Annotated in this window: 15 protein-coding genes; 4 read left to right on the top strand and 11 right to left on the bottom strand. The window is 43.9% G+C overall.

Annotated features, from left to right (window positions below; all coding sequences use genetic code 11):
- Nucleotides 1-7: 7 nt before the first annotated feature.
- Nucleotides 8-334 carry a protein YvlA gene (gene yvlA, locus BFW96_RS03290; protein ID WP_014665526.1) on the bottom strand — a complete coding sequence of 109 codons (327 nt, stop codon included), beginning with the start codon at nucleotides 332-334 and terminating at the stop codon, nucleotides 8-10.
- Between the two features lie 217 nt (nucleotides 335-551).
- On the opposite strand from yvlA, the gene BFW96_RS03285 reads away from it, so the two are divergent.
- Nucleotides 552-782 (top strand): hypothetical protein, encoded by a 231-nt coding sequence (locus tag BFW96_RS03285; RefSeq protein ID WP_040081687.1) that lies wholly within the window; start codon nucleotides 552-554, stop codon nucleotides 780-782.
- A 198-nt stretch (nucleotides 783-980) separates the two neighbouring features.
- Here the strand turns inward: BFW96_RS03285 and hag are convergent, their stop codons facing one another.
- The 4 genes from hag to BFW96_RS03265 all read right to left on the bottom strand — a co-directional run bounded on the left by hag (nucleotide 981) and on the right by BFW96_RS03265 (nucleotide 7,468).
- A complete protein-coding gene (gene hag / locus BFW96_RS03280) occupies nucleotides 981-1,850 on the bottom strand; it encodes a flagellin Hag (protein WP_069838624.1) in 870 nt (289 codons plus the stop codon).
- A gap of 336 nt (nucleotides 1,851-2,186) precedes the next feature.
- Nucleotides 2,187-5,060, bottom strand: a complete 2,874-nt coding sequence (gene uvrA / locus BFW96_RS03275) for an excinuclease ABC subunit UvrA (RefSeq protein WP_069838623.1) — start codon at nucleotides 5,058-5,060, stop codon at nucleotides 2,187-2,189.
- A 7-nt stretch (nucleotides 5,061-5,067) separates the two neighbouring features.
- A complete protein-coding gene (gene uvrB / locus BFW96_RS03270; RefSeq protein WP_069838622.1) occupies nucleotides 5,068-7,053 on the bottom strand; it encodes an excinuclease ABC subunit UvrB in 1,986 nt (661 codons plus the stop codon).
- Between the two features lie 184 nt (nucleotides 7,054-7,237).
- Entirely contained in the window at nucleotides 7,238-7,468 is a 231-nt protein-coding gene (locus tag BFW96_RS03265) for a CsbA family protein (protein WP_003228053.1), read from the bottom strand.
- 429 nt (nucleotides 7,469-7,897) lie between these two features.
- Between BFW96_RS03265 and BFW96_RS03260 the strand changes: the two genes are divergently transcribed.
- The 3 genes from BFW96_RS03260 (at nucleotide 7,898) to BFW96_RS03250 (ending at nucleotide 12,402) form a co-directional block, all read left to right on the top strand.
- Entirely contained in the window at nucleotides 7,898-10,393 is a 2,496-nt protein-coding gene (locus BFW96_RS03260; RefSeq protein WP_069838621.1) for a PEP/pyruvate-binding domain-containing protein, read from the top strand.
- A gap of 74 nt (nucleotides 10,394-10,467) precedes the next feature.
- Nucleotides 10,468-11,037: a TetR/AcrR family transcriptional regulator gene (locus BFW96_RS03255; RefSeq protein ID WP_069838620.1), complete on the top strand. Its 570-nt coding sequence runs from the start codon at nucleotides 10,468-10,470 to the stop codon at nucleotides 11,035-11,037.
- A 30-nt stretch (nucleotides 11,038-11,067) separates the two neighbouring features.
- Nucleotides 11,068-12,402 (top strand): MFS transporter, encoded by a 1,335-nt coding sequence (locus BFW96_RS03250; RefSeq protein ID WP_014665535.1) that lies wholly within the window; start codon nucleotides 11,068-11,070, stop codon nucleotides 12,400-12,402.
- A gap of 47 nt (nucleotides 12,403-12,449) precedes the next feature.
- On the opposite strand, the gene minJ is transcribed toward BFW96_RS03250, so the two are convergent.
- The 6 genes from minJ to cccB all read right to left on the bottom strand — a co-directional run bounded on the left by minJ (nucleotide 12,450) and on the right by cccB (nucleotide 18,182).
- Nucleotides 12,450-13,643, bottom strand: coding sequence for a cell division topological determinant MinJ (gene minJ / locus BFW96_RS03245; RefSeq protein ID WP_069838619.1), 1,194 nt, complete (start codon nucleotides 13,641-13,643; stop codon nucleotides 12,450-12,452).
- Between the two features lie 78 nt (nucleotides 13,644-13,721).
- Entirely contained in the window at nucleotides 13,722-14,075 is a 354-nt protein-coding gene (gene swrA / locus BFW96_RS03240; protein WP_015251121.1) for a swarming motility protein SwrAA, read from the bottom strand.
- Between the two features lie 383 nt (nucleotides 14,076-14,458).
- Nucleotides 14,459-15,901: a carboxy-terminal processing protease CtpB gene (ctpB, locus tag BFW96_RS03235; RefSeq protein WP_069838618.1), complete on the bottom strand. Its 1,443-nt coding sequence runs from the start codon at nucleotides 15,899-15,901 to the stop codon at nucleotides 14,459-14,461.
- Between the two features lie 140 nt (nucleotides 15,902-16,041).
- Complete coding sequence (gene ftsX, locus BFW96_RS03230) at nucleotides 16,042-16,932, bottom strand: permease-like cell division protein FtsX (protein WP_015251119.1); 891 nt, start codon at nucleotides 16,930-16,932, stop codon at nucleotides 16,042-16,044.
- Nucleotides 16,925-17,611: a cell division ATP-binding protein FtsE gene (gene ftsE, locus BFW96_RS03225; protein ID WP_014665539.1), complete on the bottom strand. Its 687-nt coding sequence runs from the start codon at nucleotides 17,609-17,611 to the stop codon at nucleotides 16,925-16,927. The genes ftsX and ftsE overlap by 8 nt, the downstream gene beginning before the upstream one ends.
- A 232-nt stretch (nucleotides 17,612-17,843) precedes the next feature.
- Nucleotides 17,844-18,182 carry a cytochrome c551 gene (gene cccB / locus BFW96_RS03220; RefSeq protein WP_014665540.1) on the bottom strand — a complete coding sequence of 113 codons (339 nt, stop codon included), beginning with the start codon at nucleotides 18,180-18,182 and terminating at the stop codon, nucleotides 17,844-17,846.
- Between the last annotated feature and the right edge of the window lie 35 nt (nucleotides 18,183-18,217).

Here is an 18,217-nt window from a genome sequence, read left to right as displayed (position 1 = left end):
TGTCTACTTATGCTGCACGCAGGACCTTAATGCCCTGAATCACATTCCAAATGATAATGCCAATGACAACCAAGAAATAAATAACCGCTCCCCCAATGATTACAAATACGGGAAGAAGGCTGTCTCCATCAATCGCAATAGCTCCGCCAAGTAAAGCAATAAAAAGGAACAGCCAGCCGACAAACGGAACAATGTGAGAAATAAGAGAACGTATCGCATGGCGTTTTGTTTCTTTCTCATTTACTACAAAATAAGCGACAATCGGCACAATGATTGGCGCAATGAACACACTGAAGTAACAAAGTGATGCAATAATAGCTTGATTACGGTTCAATTTAATCCTCACTCCTATTGTGAATTGCCCATGACAAAAGATCAGGGACGTTTTACTTATTTATACGTTTAAAATCTCTTCAGGTTTCAAATTCATTCTTTAGACATGCTCCGATTTACGGAAATTGGATTTTAAAAAGTTTTAGAAGTAGAATCTTCCGGCTATACCGATTACAATATGTAAAAAGCTTACGGCAACCAAGGAGGCTGGACAAGCAATGGAGAAAGATACCAGTGACTATACAGTAACACAAGAATCCGTGTTAAAGCTGATTCATGAACAAAAAAGAATGAATCGTGAAATGATCGCCGAGCTTGAACAGATTCACGGTCCCTTCCCGATCTCTCACGATATCCAATATATAAAAGTGCTCCTCGATAGCAGCAGCACGCATATTGTTCAAGATTTAATGAGTGTAAGTAAGCAGCTGTATAAGAAGACTTTATAATTGCAGAAAACATTTCATCATTATAACTGAAACAAAGCTAAAGGTTAGATGATAATATCTTGCCTTTTTTGTTTTGAAAAAACAAGTGATTCCCTAGCTGTCACACCATGATTGTAACAAAAAAAGCCTGCCGGCACATCCAGTAAATGGACTCTGTCGGCAAGCTGTGACTATCAGAAAGAGATAGCTTTTCAGAAATTAACGTAACAATTGAAGTACGTTTTGCGGCTGTTGGTTTGCTTGAGCAAGCATCGCCTGAGAAGCTTGAGAAAGAATGTTGTTCTTTGTGAACTCGCTCATTTCTTTCGCCATGTCAACGTCACGGATACGAGACTCAGCAGCTGTCAGGTTTTCACCAGAAGCCCCTAAATTGTTGATAGTGTGCTCTAGACGGTTTTGTACCGCACCAAGTTTAGCGCGTTGAGCAGATACTTGATTCGTTGCTGCGTCGATAGCTCCAAGTTGATCGTCAAATGAATTAGTTGTGAAATCTGTTACTTTAATATCTTTGATTTTGATAGCGTCTGAACCTAAGTCAGCAGCTTTCATGCTCTCAATGTTTACACTTAACTGCTGTCCGCCATTCGCTCCAATTTGGAATGTAAGCTGTTTACCGCTTGCTTCTGAAAAAGAACCGTCTAACAGGTTTTTACCGTTAAATTGCGTACGGTCCGCAATACCTTTACTTCCGTCTTGCCCACCGATCTCTTCAATTAAAGAGTCCATTTCGTCTTGGATCGCTTGAAGGTCAGTATCATCTTGCGTACCTGTGTTACCAGCTTGAACAGTAAGTTCACGCATACGTTGAAGGATTGCATGAGTTTCAGTCAATGCACCCTCAGCTGTTTGGATAAGAGAGATTCCGTCTTGAGAGTTTTTAGAAGCCATTTCAAGACCTCTGATTTGTCCTCTCATTTTTTCAGAGATCGCAAGACCCGCTGCGTCATCTCCCGCACGGTTGATGCGAAGTCCTGAAGACAGTTTCTCCATGTTCTTTTGGCTCGCACTGTTGTTTGAAGACAAACGGTTCAGTGTGTTAAGTGCTGCGATATTGTGGTTAATTCTCATGTGTAAATTACCTCCATGTGTATTTATTTTGAAATCAAAGACTTCCTTTTCTTTGATTTCTGGCGTATGAGATTCCAATAAAGCTTCTAACCTATGTAGATTCAGTTATTGATTAAGATGCCTTTAAACCCCTTAATAGGGTTTGTCTTCTTGATTTGGAAATCTTCATCCGCCTTTCAATTCATATATCGACAGCAATTTGTAAATGTTTAGGCGTTTTCCCAAAGAAATTTTACCCAAAGACGATTCTAAACCTATTATGCCGTAAAGAAAAAGCTTGCCTGCTAAGCCCATGGATGGACTTGCTGACAAGCTGTTCTCTCTTAATAAAGTTTTTTAAGATGTAGCCGTTTCTTTCGCTTCCAAGAGCGATTTCATGCGTTTTTTGTCACGCTTCATAACAGGCTTCAAATAACGGCCTGTATACGATTCTTCCACTTCGGTGATTTCCTCAGGCGTTCCTGACGCGACAATGGTTCCGCCCCCGGCTCCGCCTTCCGGGCCCAAATCCACAATGTAATCGGCCGTCTTAATGATATCAAGGTTGTGCTCAATAACCAGTACAGTGTCTCCGTTGTCTACCAATCGTTGCAGCACGACAAGAAGTCTGGCGATATCGTCGACATGCAAACCTGTCGTCGGCTCATCTAAAATGTAGAGCGTGCGTCCGGTCGAGCGTTTGTGCAGCTCTGATGCGAGCTTCACGCGCTGCGCTTCTCCGCCCGACAAGGTCGTCGCCGGCTGGCCGAGCGTAATATAACCTAAACCAACATCATAAAGGGTTTGAAGTTTGCGTTTGATTTTCGGGATATTTTCAAAGAAAGAAAGAGCATCTTCAACCGTCATATCAAGCACATCAGAGATGCTTTTTCCTTTGTACGTCACTTCAAGCGTTTCCCGGTTATAGCGTTTGCCGTGGCATACCTCGCATGGAACGTATACGTCAGGAAGGAAGTGCATTTCAATTTTAATAATCCCGTCTCCGCGGCAGGCTTCACAGCGACCGCCCTTCACGTTAAAGCTGAAGCGGCCTTTTTTATAGCCGCGGACCTTCGCTTCATTTGTCTGCGCGAATACATCGCGAATGTCATCAAATACACCGGTGTATGTCGCAGGGTTGGATCTCGGCGTTCTACCGATTGGCGCCTGGTCAATGTCGATGACTTTGTCTAAATGATCCAAACCTTTTATTTCTTTATGGCTGCCGGGCTTCGCTTTCGCTTTATGAAGCTTTTGCGCCAGCGCCTTATGCAAAATTTCATTAACGAGTGTACTCTTTCCTGAACCGGAAACACCTGTAACTGCTGTAAACGTCCCAAGCGGGAACTTGGCATTCACTTTTTTCAGGTTGTTTTCTGAAGCGCCTTTGATTTCAATGTAACGTCCGTCCGGCTTTCTTCTTTCAGGAGGCAATGGGATAAACTTTTTCCCTGATAAATAGCTGCCAGTTAATGAGTTTGGATCTTCCATCACTTCTTCCGGCGTACCTGCAGATGTCACCTGTCCGCCGTGAATGCCGGCACCCGGTCCAATATCTATTAAATAATCCGCTGCCATCATCGTGTCCTCATCATGTTCGACAACAATCAGCGTGTTCCCCAGGTCTCTCATATTTTTCAGTGCGCTGATCAAGCGGTCGTTATCACGCTGATGCAGACCGATAGACGGCTCATCTAAAATATAAAGCACACCGGATAAGCGCGAGCCAATTTGAGTCGCCAGCCTGATGCGCTGTGCCTCTCCACCGGACAGCGTTCCCGCTGCCCTGCTCAATGTCAGGTAATCGAGGCCGACTTTGTCCAGAAAGCTTAAGCGCTCCACAATTTCGCGTAAAATCAAATTAGCGATCTGCATATCCTTCTCAGAAAGGGTAAGGCCTTTGAAAAAGGCGAGTGCATCGGCTACAGACTGCTCAGTAATTTTTCCGATGTGGCGTCCGTCAACCAATACGGCAAGCGCCTCTTTCTTTAACCGATAGCCTTTGCACGTCGGACAAGATTTTTGGGACATATACTGCTCCATTTGCTCACGGATAAAATCAGAGCTTGTCTCTTTATAGCGTCTTTCAATGTTGCGCAATACGCCTTCAAATTGAATTTCACCTTCACGAATTTGTCCAAAATCATTTTCATATCGGAAATAAATCAGGTCGTCTCCGCTGCCGTACAGCACTTTATCCAATTGATGCTTCGGCAGATCTTTGACCGGCACATCCATATCAATCCCGTAGTGGGTGCAGACTGCCTCAAGCAGCTGAGGATAATATTGTGAACTGATCGGTGTCCAAGGGGCGACCGCATTCTCCTTCAATGACAAATCTTGATTGGGGATGACAAGGTCGGCATCCACTTCAAGCTTCATTCCGAGACCGTCACACGTCGGACACGCCCCAAACGGACTGTTAAACGAAAACAGCCGCGGCTCAAGCTCACCAATTGAAAATCCGCAGTGCGGACAGGCATGATGCTCGCTGAACATCAGCTCTTCCTCACCGATGACATCAATCATAACCCGTCCTTCACCTAAACGGAGTGCCGTTTCCAATGAATCTGACAGCCGGGCTGCCACGCCTTCTTTCACCACAATCCGGTCAATGACAACCTCAATGGAATGCTTCTTATTCTTTTCTAATTCGATATCGTCGGAAAGCTCAGCCATCTCGCCGTCAATTCTGACTCTGACATAGCCTTGTTTTCTAATCTGTTCAAGCACCTTGACATGAGCGCCTTTTCGACCCGAGACAATCGGCGCCAGCACCTGAAGCTTCGTCCGTTCCGGGTATTCCAGAATTCTGTCCACCATTTGCTCGATGGTCTGGGATGTAATCTCAATTCCGTGCTCTGGGCAATGAGGCTTCCCTACTCTCGCATATAAAAGACGCAGATAATCATAAATCTCCGTTACCGTACCGACAGTAGACCTCGGATTGCGGCTCGTTGTTTTCTGATCAATGCTGATGGCGGGAGACAGTCCCTCAATTGCATCAACATCAGGCTTATCCATTTGCCCTAAAAACTGGCGGGCATAAGCAGACAGCGATTCGACATACCGTCTCTGTCCTTCAGCATATATCGTGTCAAAGGCAAGGGAGGATTTACCTGATCCGGACAAACCCGTGACAACGACAAGCTGATCTCTCGGAATCGTTACATCTATATTTTTCAGGTTATGCGCCCTGGCTCCCTTCACCTCTATCCGATCCATAGCCATTTGTTCATCATCCTTCCGCTTTTAGCTCTAAAAGTAAATCGCGAAGCTCCGCGGCTCTTTCAAAGTCAAGCGCCTTGGCGGCTTCCTTCATTTCATGCTCCATCTGTTCAACGACTTTCTGGCGTTCTTTCTTCGTCATTTTCGACAGCTTCGGCGCGGCTTTTGCTTTGTATTCCGCTTTATCCTCAGCTGCTACTGTGGCACGAATGACATCGCGAATTTCTTTATTTATCGTTTTCGGCGTAATGCCGTGCTCTGCGTTAAACCGCTCCTGCTGCTCGCGGCGTCGTTTTGTTTCGTTAATCGCAATTTCCATAGACTTCGTTATTTTATCGGCGTACATAATGACGCGGCCTTCCGCATTTCTCGCTGCCCGCCCGATGGTCTGGATCAGCGAACGCTCCGAACGAAGGAAGCCTTCCTTATCCGCATCCAAAATCGCAACTAAGGATACTTCGGGAATGTCCAGGCCTTCCCTCAGCAGGTTGATGCCGACAAGCACATCGTACTTGCCAAGGCGCAGGTCACGAATAATTTCAATCCGTTCAAGCGTCTTAATCTCAGAATGCAGATAGTTTACTTTAATGCCGATTTCCTTTAAATAATCGGTCAGATCCTCTGACATCTTCTTTGTCAAAGTTGTCACAAGCACCCGTTCATTCCGCTCGATTCTTGCTTGAATTTCGCCGATCAAGTCGTCAATCTGGCCTTCGATTGGACGAACGTCGATAAGCGGGTCAAGAAGCCCCGTCGGACGAATGATCTGTTCGACCATTTCATCTGTGTGTTCAATCTCGTACGGCCCTGGTGTTGCTGATACATACACGATATTATGCATATGCTTTTCAAATTCCTCAAAACGAAGCGGACGGTTATCAAGCGCTGATGGAAGCCGGAAGCCGTGATCCACGAGCACCTGTTTCCGCGCCTGGTCTCCGTTAAACATGCCGCGCACCTGAGGAATGGTCACATGCGACTCATCCACTACGATCATAAAATCGTCTGGGAAATAATCAAGCAGCGTATACGGCGTTGAACCTGGAGGCCGCAGCGTCAAATGTCTTGAATAGTTCTCGATACCCGAGCAGAAACCCATTTCACGCATCATTTCAAGATCATATCTTGTCCGCTGCTCTAAACGCTGCGCTTCAAGCAGCTTGCCGTTTTCGTGCATAACTTTCAGCTGTTCCTCAAGCTCTTTCTCGATATTTTGAATCGCTTTCTCCATTTTCTCGGCCCGCGTTACGAAGTGGGACGCCGGGAAAATCGCAACATGATCACGATCGCCGAGAATTTCTCCTGTCAGCGCATCCACTTCCCGAATCCGTTCAATTTCGTCACCGAAAAATTCAACTCTGATACAATGCTCATCACGGGATGCCGGGAAGATTTCCACTACATCCCCGCGCACACGAAATGTACCGCGCTGAAAGTCGATATCGTTGCGGGCATATTGAATGTCTACAAGTTTTCTGAGCAGCTCGTTGCGCTCAATTTCCATTTCACTCCGCAATGACACGACCATTTCCCGGTATTCCTCAGGCGAACCGAGGCCGTATATACAAGACACACTCGCAATAATAATGACATCTCTACGCTCAAACAGAGACGATGTGGCGGAGTGTCTCAGTTTATCAATTTCATCATTAATACTAGCGTCTTTCTCTATAAATGTATCCGTTTGAGGCACATACGCCTCCGGCTGATAATAATCATAGTAGCTGACAAAGTACTCGACAGCATTGTTCGGAAAAAATTCCTTGAACTCACTGTAAAGCTGTCCAGCAAGAGTTTTGTTATGGGCAATCACGAGAGTCGGCTTATTGACTTCTTTAATCAAATTGGACACCGTAAATGTTTTCCCAGTTCCTGTCGCACCCAGCAGAGTCTGATGCTTCTTGCCTTCCTGAATTCCTTTTACAAGCTTTTCAATGGCTTTCGGCTGATCTCCCTGGGGCTGATATTTCGAGACTAACTCAAAGCGATCTTTCACAAAAATAAGCCTCCGTTTCTTTAACGAAATCTTCCTATAGATATAGTAACACAATGGAAAGCAAAATCACTAAAAATACGAACTAAAGTTCGGTGGTTTTTTATTTCCAGCTGTTTTTGTGTATAAAAAACCTGCTTTTTAAACGTAAAAGCAGGTATTCGGTCTTTATATTCATTATGTCCGATTATTCTTCTTTTTTCTCTGCAGCTTTTTTGGCCATATACAGTCCGCCAGCCACAAGAGATACAACATCCAATCCTACAATAAAATACGTTTCTGTATAGCCTTTTAAATAAGAGGCAAACAGCAATGCAGCTGTTAGAGCGATCGCCACATAATGATTAAACGTGACTCTAGTAAATAGAACGACAAGCATAAAAGGGAAAAACAATGCAAAAACGGCTTTTGTAATCAACAAAAACCCTCCTCAGGGATTCTTCATCTGATCTGATTATAGTAAAAAATGAAGAATCGGACAATCATGCATTCGCTCCCTCTCCTACACCATACCCCTTTTCATCCAAAATCAATCACCATATTTGCATTTTTGGTGCTGGACATTGTTCTGCTGTCCCACACAGCGGCACTTTTTCTATTACATCATCAAGTCCGCCGCCAGATTCCTAGAATAAAAGAAAATAGGTATACAGCACCAGTTCATCCGTATATTTCATGATAATATAACTAACTTAACTATTCATTTTATTTAGGACTTTCTGCGTTTGACAGCATTTTCCTGAAAACCTACAATGGAATGATAGTGTTTACTATCATTTTTAAACACAGGCTCCGCCATAAAAAGACTAGAGAGAAAAATAAAATGAAGGAGAGAGGGGTTTCAACTATGTATTCTGTTTTATTTCGCCAGGCAGAAGAGTCCAGCCAGCTGGCTGGAGCAAAAGGAATGAATTTGATTAAATTGACCAAACACGGTCTTCCTGTTCCGGATGGGTTTATTATTCAAACGAACGCGCTCGCACGTTTTATGGAGGACAACCAGCTTCAAGAGACTAGCAAGAGCGTCGAAAGCGGGATCATTTCCGGAACATTTTCGGAAGAGCTGAAAAATGAGCTGACTAGTTCTTTTTATCAGCTTAGAGAATCATATCGATCCGTAGCCGTGCGTTCTTCATCTGCTTCGGAAGATTTAGAAGGCGCCTCATTCGCGGGTCAGTATGAAACCTACTTAAATATCAAAACAGAGGAAGAGTTTCTGGCTAAAGTGAAAGAGTGCTGGGCCTCATTTTTTTCAGGGCGGGTCAGCAGCTACAAGAAAAAAATGAACAATCAAATTACAGAGCCGTTAATGGGAGTGGTCGTTCAGGGGCTGATCGATTCAGAAGTGTCAGGTGTTATTTTCAGCCGCAACCCTGTTACCCATGATGATAGAGAGCTTTTAATCAGCGCCAGCTACGGGCTGGGTGAAGCTGTCGTTTCAGGAAGTGTTACCCCAGACACGTTCATTGTTCATAAATCTTCGTTTGAGATTCAGAAAGAAATAGGGGCAAAAGAAATCTACATGGAGTCTGCGGCAGAAGGAATTGCTGAAAAGGAAACGAGTGAAGACATGCGCAGCCGTTTTTGCCTTACAGATGAACAAGTGATTGATTTGGCTGAAATCACAAAAAAAACTGAAGACCTGTACGGGTATCCTGTTGATATAGAATTTGGAATTGCTGATCATCAAATATACCTTCTGCAAGCTCGCCCGATTACAACCATTGAACAGGACAAAAAAGCGGCAGAAGAAAAACGCAGCTTCATGATTACCGACGCTGATATGAATGACTTCTGGCTTAACATGGAGTCTAATATTGAAGGTCCGGTGAGTCCGTTATTTTCATCCTTCATCGTGCCGGCATTGGAATATGGCTTAAAGAAGAGCATGCAAAAGTTCCCGATTGGTGTAGTTGTTGATGAAGTAAAACTTTATCGCGGACATATTTATTCCAAAAATCAAGGAGGACAACAGCCTCCTTCTGAAGACTGTGGCAAAGAGCTTTTCCCAATTTTATCGGAGCGGATGTATGACATCATCAATCACACCTATCTTCCTTTTTACCGGACACTGGACCAGCTCGCACAAACTGAGCATACTGCAGAAAGCGCACTGGATGCTTTTCGACAACTAAAGGCCTTTTATCTCACGGCTTATGAAGAGCACTTCAATATCGTTTTCCCGCAAATCCTTTTAACAAACAAACTGCAAGCGATGTATCAGGACATTCAAGGAGAGTCCGAAAACGCTCATTTTTACGAGATGCTGACAGGAAAAATGAACAAATCACTGGAAACTGACCGCTGCCTATGGCTTTTTTCCGTTGAAGTTCAGGAGAACCCGCACCTTCTGGCCATTTTTGAAAACAACAAGCCTGAACAGCTCCAAGAGAAATTGGAACAAACAGATGAGGGAAGACGCTTCCTGAAGAATATCCATGAATTCTTGCATGAATACGGATGGAGATCTGTAAAAAGTCATGATCTGATTGAACAAATCTGGGCGGAAAATCCGTATTTTGCTCTAGCCAATATTCAAAATTATGTCCGTAATGGCTATCACTTTGACAATGAATTTCAGAAAACGAAAGAAAAACGAGAGAAATTATACAATGAATTCTTGGAAAACATAGAAGATCCCGATTTACGCACAGAATTTGACCGCCTTTATCAATGGACGCTGAACTCTGCAAATATAAAAGATGATCACCACTTTTATATTGACGCCATGCTGGATGCCAAGGCGAGAATCTTTCTGCTGAAGGTAGGTGAATTGCTGGCGGAAAACGGTGTTATTCAAGATCGTGAGGATCTTTGGTTCTTATATGACGACGAAGTGGAACACGCGCTTCTTCATCCTGTATCCCTGCAAGAAAAGGCTGAAAAACGCAGGCAGACCTTTCATGAGTATGAGCTGGCCCAAGCCCCTGCCTATCTCGGCACTCCGACAAAAGAACAGCTAAAAGCTGCTGAAGAAATTGTCGGCGCTGTGATAGAGGATGAAAAAAACACAGAGAATCATATTTTTGGCATTGCGGCGTCAAGCGGCATTGCGACAGGTCCGGTGAAGATCATTCGGGACGCCAATGAATTTTCTCAATTCGCGCCTGGGGACGTACTCGTTTGCAAGATGACCACACCGCTATGGACCAGCCTGTTTCAAGACGCCAAAGCGGTTATTACAGACACGGGCGGCATTTTGTCTCACGCTGCGATTATCGCCCGTGAATACGGCATTCCAGCCGTTCTCGGCACACGCACGGCAACAGAAAGACTGCGAGACGGAGACATCATCACGGTTGACGGAAGCAGCGGCAAAATCACAGTTGTCAGCCGGTCCTGATGCGTCCCCTCTTTCTTATACAAGCGGGGCGGGTGTATACTTGTCCTGCCAGTATATTCGTGAGGTGAAACGTATTGAGACCGACAAACAAGAGAATCCTTGACGCTGCCATGCAGCTGCTCGTCCAAAAAGGATATCGCGCAACGACTACAAAAGAAATCGCAGAAAAAGCAAACGTAAGTGAAGCGACGATTTTCAGAAACTTTAAAAACAAACAAGGACTAGTTGAGGCTTTGCTTTCTCAGCATTCTCCAAACAGAAGCAGCATTTTGGAACAAACCGAAGGGGATTTGTACAAAGACCTGCTTCATATCGGAACCTGTCTCTTGGAGGAGCTCGAACATAGAAAAGATATCATTAAAATCAGCTTTCGTGAACCGGCCATGTTTCAGGATGTCATTAACCACGTCACTGAATATCCCCAATCTATGAAACAGCTATTGGTTGATTATCTCAAAACGATGGGTGAAAAAGGGGTTATTCAGACAGGAAATGAAGCGGAGCATGCCGACGTGTTCATGTCGATTATCTTCGGTTATTTCATTCACCGTCTCCATTTAGGAAATCGGGTCATATCAATGCCCCAGGAAAAAATGCTGGAGCACAGCACAGCTTTATTTGTCAAAGGAATTTCTGCTGATTAACTCCTTGGCATAATAAAAAGGAGGATCCCAATGAGCTCAAGAAAAGAATGGGCGCTGATCGTCTCGCTATTATTGGGGGCCATTCTGGTTCCCATTAACTCAACGATGATCGCGGTCGCGCTCTCATCTATTTCCCATACGTATAACGAATCCCTCGCAAGCATCACTTGGGTGGTTACCGTTTATTTAATCGTGATGGCAGTCACACAGCCGATTGCAGGAAAGCTCGGTGACATGTACGGCAATAAAACAATGTACTTATGGGGAGTCGGCCTATTTCTATTCGCATCCCTAGGCTGCGCTCTCTCACCAAGTCTGCTCCTGTTAATTGTCTTTCGGGCATTGCAGGCAGTCGGCGGGGCATTGCTTACGCCAAACAGCATTGCCATTATCCGGCATGTGGTTTCTGAAAAACGCCTGCCGAAAGTGTTTGGATTTTTCGGACTGGGCGCGGGACTTGGTGCAGCACTCGGGCCTTTTATCGGCTCTATACTGATTGACAGCTTCAGCTGGCATTCGATTTTTTGGGTCAACATTCCGTTCCTCGCCATTGCTTTATTTACGGCATTAACGATGTTTCCTCAATATAAAGAAAATAAATCTGACGCGCCGCTGGATATCATCGGCTCTCTCTTGCTTGCAGGCAGCATCGTTTCCATTATCCTGCTGACGAAAAATGAGGCTTCGTGGGGTTATGCGGTATACAGTGTATTAATACTTCTTTTTGTTCCGCTTTTTTTCAGAAGAGAAAAACGTACGCAGCATCCAATCATTGACTTTGCACTGTTTAAAAGCTCAACCTTTACAAATGCCAATCTATCAGTCTTGTTAAGCAATTTAATGATGTATGCCGTCTTATTGATCATGCCGTTGTTCATGACGAACCAATTTGGGCTTACTACGTCTAACAGCGGGATGGCGCTTTCTGTATTTTCGATCTTCATGTCAGCCAGCAACTGGGTGGGCGCACAGTTCCATCATAAGTGGGGAGCAAAAAAAATCATTTTTCTTTCATTTGCTATGATGGCTGGAGCGAATCTATTATTTTTGCTGTTAAGCAGCTCGCATTCCGTCTTGTTTCTCATGCTGTCTCTTATCCTTGGCGGACTTGCTTCCGGAGTCGGTCTGACCAGCATGCAGGTGTCATCCCTTGCCACAGTAGATCCTAGTATGTCAGGAGTGGCATCCGGCATTTTCTCGACCTTCCGCTATTTCGGAAGCATCATTTCATCAGCCTTAATCGGCCTGATTTCGGGATATCACACCCTATTTATGATTCTCTTTGCTGTATCCATTATCGGCGTTTTTGTTTCATTGGGCATCAAATCTGATGAAACGGCACGGATTGAAAAAAACTCAGCGTAATACAAAACAGCCCGGCCCCGCATCTTCCTGCGGTGCCGGGCTGCCTTTTATGATCCCGAAGCGGCTGCTTCGTCTTCACGTTCATCCTTTACGAAGAGGATGCCCAATTCATGATGTTCTCCTTCATAAGAAGCTCGCTGGTCAAAACGAATTTCTCCATTCAAACCGATAATTTCAAGCTTCACATATGCCCGGTTATGCTGGAGCGCCTCATAGAAATCGGAAACGTTCTTAACCGGTATCCCATTGACTTTTGTAATGATTTCTCCGATTTTCAATTCCAGGTCCTCAGCCGGCGTATTGGGGATAATCCCAAGCACCATCAAGCCCTGATCCCGTTTCGAGAAATAAAACGGAGCCGCGTTATCATTCACCCTTTGCTTTATAGACAGAAAAATGCGTCCTAACAAAGCTGTACAGACGGCTGCACCCGCAAGCGGCGTCCAAAGCAAGCTCGCTGCACCAAGAACTGTGACGGCAAGGCCGAGAATACAAACGCGTTTCGCTGTGATCCTTATACTCGTTTCAGGCAGCGATCCCTGTACCCTTTGTCCGAATCCGACAAAGTAAGGAATCCATAGAAAATGGAATGAGCCGCCGGGAACAGTAAACACCGGCCACCAGCTAAGATGCGATTCTAAACCATTACCGGGCACGAGAAGGAACAGCGGCAAAAGCCAAACCCGGTTTGCCAGCTGCTGTCCGATCGGCAAACCGCGGCTGCTTACGACAAGCGCCGGTGATGTTCTCACATGCGCAGAACGATAAGCAACCGCTCCTTCAGTGATAATCAGCAAACCTAGAAACACAGCCACAGCCGGCCAAACAACTGCAAATCCTTGCGGAAATCTCTCCAGAAAGGGCTCAGCCTGATAGACTTGCAGTCCAAAACCTATCAGCATACTCACACTGACGATATATGCAGCAGACATCCAGTTTGCGCGAAGAGTGAACGCTGCCGCTGCAGTAATAACGGCAATAATCGCAAGTAAACCGAGAGGAATCGATAATCCGAGTCCACCTAAAACAACTGACAAAAGAAAACCTGGAATCAGTCCCTTTGTATATGTAAATTTCAGATCATCATAAATATCTGCTATTCTTGTATGAAAGGTTTTGCGTTCTCGTTTGATTCTTACATAGCCGAAAGCCAGAGTTATGATGATAAAAAACCAGAAAAGCGGGTGTAAGAAGAACAGGCCCGCGCTTTTTAACAGTTCAATTCCCCATTGAACAGACACTATCTCTCACCGCCTCAAGCCAAACATGTTACTCATATTCTATCAAATATTAAATGGCTTGGATATCCTCAGGAGAGTTTATCTCTCTTGCGTCATCCACAGCGTGACATTCGATAGTGAAAAATCCTTTAAATAGTGGTTTACATCCACATCCAGTAACCCGCTGATTAGATGCATCGACCTTTTTATATCTGTCAAATTAATTCCTAATCGCTTATGGTTTTTCATTAAGTAGTTAAAATAATGTTTGGCACATTCCTCATTAATGTCATTTACTGATTCGACATTGGTGTAATTGACCAAATATCTGCTGAACAGCATAAGAAGACTTAGTGCTTTTGTAGCTGAAAATGTTACGTCTTGTGTTCTGTCTTTTAATTGTTCCACTAATTCATAATATTTTTTCTCACGCACAATACTTGCCCTCTTCAATTGTGAACCCCCATTTTCTTTATCCAGATAAGCACGGGCCAGTATACGCAGCAGTACTGGAGTGCTAACAAGCATTCTCGCTAACGTTACTCTTTAAATACCTGTCGTTCAGCTGCCATAAACCTGATTACTGTTCTTTTTAGAACCTTCTTATATTGTATGAAGTAAACAAAGACTAGGCAACTTGCAAAAGTTTCATTTTAAATGCATATTAACTCGTTAGAAAGTCTCTCTCATATATTGATATCGGGTAATAACAGTCCTTTATAAATGTTTATTTGTGAAAATTTTTTTAATTTCTTGTCAAAAACTCATTTTTTATGTGACTTATGATCCATAATCTCTTTAAGCATAAAGAAACAGGAGATGGAATACCATCTCCTTTAATTGACAAATAATGATTTCAATGCTGTTTGAAGCTGCAAATCATTTTTTTCATCTGATTTTTTCTTTTCTATCTGCTGATTCAGTGCCTCTGCAGTGCGTGTGTCGATTACACCCGTTTTATTCAGCTTGTTTTGATCCTGAAAGGCCATAACCGCTTTTTTCATGTCTTTGCTGAAATAGCCATCCTCACGTCCCGGATCAAAGCTGAGACCTTTTAACAATACCTGCGCATGCTTGACGTCTTCATTGTTCATGTCCACTTTAAGCGGCTCTTTCAGCTGCAATGGCCCTGCGGAGAAATAATCGGGCTGCTTAATCGCAATGGTCGGCTCAATTCCTTTCTTATGAATCCAGTTTCCATTTGGCGTCAGCCACTTGTAAAGCGTTAATTTGATGTTGCTGCCGTCCCCCATTGGCACAGCCTGTTGAACCGTTCCCTTGCCAAAAGACGTATCGCCTACAACATCATAATGGCCAGCCTCCTTTAACGCGCCGGCAAGAATTTCTGATGCGGAGGCACTTCCTTTATCCGTAATCACGTTGACAGGGTACGCTTTTTTATGGGCCAATGTTGAGAAATAACGTTTTTTATCACCATTGCGTTCAGCAATCTGTATATACGGCTGATTCTTTGTAACGAAATGCTTAAGTATTTCTTCCACACTTTGAAGATATCCGCCCGGATTGCCGCGTACATCAATGACTAGTCCTTCTATTTCTTTTTTCTCAAGCTCTCTCAATGCTTTTGCAAAATCCTCTGCGGTATGCTCAGAAAAAGTAGAGATGGCGATATATCCGACAGAATGCCCCTGCACTTTTTTCTCTGATGCAAAAACTGTTTCGAGCGGAATCTCAGCTCTTTTGATCCGGAATGACAGTTGTTTCTTCGTTCCGGGCCGCTGAATCTTCATTGAAACACTGGACCCTTTCTTTCCTCTTATTTTTAACACAGCGTGGTTTAAATCCTTGCCGGCCATCGATTCTCCATTGATGCTGATAATTTCATCATTAGGCTTCAACCCGGCTTTTTCCGCTGGCGATTTCTTGAATGGGGAAACAATAATAATTTTGCCGTCTTCCATGCCAACCTCAGCCCCGATGCCTTCAAATGAGGAATCAAGAGAATCAGAAAATTGCTTAGCTGTCTGCTTGTCCATGTAAACAGAATAAGGATCATTTAGCGTAGACAGCATTCCCTGGATGGCTCCCTCGAGCAGCTTTTCTCTATCAACTTTTTCTACGTACTCATTCGAAATTAACTCATACGCTTTTTCGATTTTGTCCATAGCTTTATCCCGTTCAGAGTCAGCTTGTGCCGTCGCGGGAACTGCTGCAGTCTGGGGCTTATCCATCTCAAGCAGGTTGATTCCCGCATATACACCGGCGCCTCCAAACAGCATGCTCCCTGCTGCTATCACAGCCATTATTTTTTGATTCATCCTTTACTCCTCCTGTATGCCAGACTGTCTTTATCAAAACCTAGAGATAGTATATGTAAAGGATGGAGATTTCATGTAATCATAGAAGAAAAAGAAGGCAAATGAAAAAGCCGCCCCGAAAGCGGGACGGCTTTTTCACTTTATACTCGCAGAAACTTGCGGATGGAAGTCAGACTTCCCCATACTCCAATTACTGCACCGATTGCAATCAGCACTAGCGAAACTTGGAATACAAATGGATTATAAGGAAGAAGAGAGACAAATGATCCTTGAACCTTTGGAACGACCCATCCGATGACGTATTGGTACGTACTCAGCACCAATGCAATCGGGATCACAGAACCGAATACGCCTAGCAGCAATCCTTCAAGGAAAAACGGCCAGCGGATAAACCAGTTTGTCGCGCCGACAAGCTTCATGATTTCAATTTCTTTTCTTCTTGCGAAAATTGTAATTTTAATGGTGTTGGAAATTAAGAACATCGCCGTAAATACCAAGCCGATAATTAACGCGATTCCGATGTTGCGGGAAACGCCGACTACTTTAAACAAACGGCTGACCTCTTCTTTTCCGTAAGTGACTTTATAAACATGATCCATTTTCTCGATCTTTTTCGCCACGTTCGGCGTATCATGCGGATCTGTCGTTTTGACGACAAACGCATCATTAAGCGGGTTTTCCTGATCCTTCATCGTCAGGGATTTTCCGCTGTCGCCAAAGCTATCAACCAGCTGGTCAAGCTCTTTTTCTTTAGATGAAAACGTGACACTCTGAATGCCCTTCAGTTCCTTAATATCGTTCTGAAGCTTGTCCTGCGCCTTCTGATCTGCAGTCAGATCAACCAACACTTTGATTTCGACTTGTTTCTCAGCATTCGTAGCCATGTTATTCAAATTCAGCATAATCACTAAAAACACGCCGACCAAAATCAGCGTAACGGTTACAGCACTAATGGATGCGAATGTCATCCATGTGTTTCTCCCGAGAGATTTAAAACTCTCACGCAAGTGGCGCCCGAGAATTTTAATCATATGAACCATACTCCCCTCTTGACTCATCACGCACAATGATACCATCTTCGATTGCAATGACACGTTTCTTCATGGTGTTTACGATTTCTTTATTATGTGTCGCCATCACGACTGTTGTCCCGCGGTTATTAATTTCCTCCAGCGTCTTCATGACTTCCCAAGACGTATCCGGATCAAGGTTTCCTGTCGGTTCATCAGCAATCACAACATCAGGGTTGTTCACAATTGATCTGGCAATAGATACACGCTGCTGCTCCCCGCCTGAAAGCTGGTCAGGAAATTGTCTCGCTTTATGCTTCAGCTGCACGAGATCAAGCACTTCAAGCACCCGTTTTTTAATGACAGACGGCTGTTCTCCAATTACTTCAAGGGCAAATGCCACATTTTCAAAAACAGTAAGTTTCGGCAAAAGCTTGAAATCCTGAAAGACAACGCCGATTTTACGGCGCACGAAAGGAATCTCTTTTTCTTTAATTGCCGCGAGATCTTTATGATTGATTAAAATTTGTCCTTTTGTCGGTTTTTCTTCTCTGTAAATCATTTTAATAAAAGTAGATTTACCCGCTCCGCTCGGACCGACAACATACACAAACTCGCCGGGATGAATGGCAACAGAAACCCCATTGAGCGCTTTTACGCCGTTCGGATAGGCTTTATATACTTCCTTCATTTCTATCATGAAATCACCTAATCTTTTATATCATTTTATCTATCACACGGTCATACTCTTCGAATGCATTCGACAATTTATGACCCATTCATTTGTAAAAAGATGAAAAATCTGAAAGTTTCCTTTTTCAATACACTTCATTATACGTCAAATTTAGACATAATACTATTACAGTTTCTTTTCATTCATATTGTTATGGTATAAAAAATCCTTGCCAGCACTCGGCAAGGATTTTCTCATCTTACTTTTTTTCTGACAGCCATTTGGCAATAACAGCGGCTTCGTTATCATTTACAAGCCCCTTTGGCATATTGCCGCGGCCGTTTTTAATAATGCTTTCAATTTTGTGTTCGTCATATTTGCCTCCGACCTCTTGGAGATTAGGTCCTGACACACCTTCTAAATCCTTGCCGTGGCAGCCAACGCAGCTTTGCTGATATAACTCTTCCCCTTCAGATGCAGTGGCTTCCGTCTTGCTGCCGGTGTCTGTCTTCTCTTCTTTTGCATCGTTTGAACCACAGGCAGCCAACAGAACAGAAAGCGCAAATCCAAGCATTAGTATCGATAACTTTGATTTCATGTTGAGAAGCACAACTCCTTTACGATCTCTTCCAT

Source organism: Bacillus sp. F56 (assembly GCF_001748205.1).
GTDB classification, from domain to species: Bacteria; Bacillota; Bacilli; order Bacillales; family Bacillaceae; genus Bacillus; species Bacillus stercoris.
Note: the sequence above shows the minus strand (reverse complement) of the source record. Positions and strands in the feature narration are given on the sequence as shown.

Excerpts from the sequence above, each read along its gene's own strand:
- BFW96_RS03260 (WP_069838621.1), top strand. The coding sequence starts at position 7,898 with ATGTATTCTGTTTTATTTCGCCAGGCAGAAGAGTCCAGCCAGCTGGCT.
- ctpB (WP_069838618.1), bottom strand. The coding sequence starts at position 15,901 with ATGAATCAAAAAATAATGGCTGTGATAGCAGCAGGGAGCATGCTGTTT.
- cccB (WP_014665540.1), bottom strand. The coding sequence starts at position 18,182 with ATGAAATCAAAGTTATCGATACTAATGCTTGGATTTGCGCTTTCTGTT.
- hag (WP_069838624.1), bottom strand. The coding sequence starts at position 1,850 with ATGAGAATTAACCACAATATCGCAGCACTTAACACACTGAACCGTTTG.
- uvrA (WP_069838623.1), bottom strand. The coding sequence starts at position 5,060 with ATGGCTATGGATCGGATAGAGGTGAAGGGAGCCAGGGCGCATAACCTG.
- ftsE (WP_014665539.1), bottom strand. The coding sequence starts at position 17,611 with ATGATAGAAATGAAGGAAGTATATAAAGCCTATCCGAACGGCGTAAAA.
- BFW96_RS03250 (WP_014665535.1), top strand. The coding sequence starts at position 11,068 with ATGAGCTCAAGAAAAGAATGGGCGCTGATCGTCTCGCTATTATTGGGG.
- BFW96_RS03285 (WP_040081687.1), top strand. The coding sequence starts at position 552 with ATGGAGAAAGATACCAGTGACTATACAGTAACACAAGAATCCGTGTTA.
- ftsX (WP_015251119.1), bottom strand. The coding sequence starts at position 16,932 with ATGATTAAAATTCTCGGGCGCCACTTGCGTGAGAGTTTTAAATCTCTC.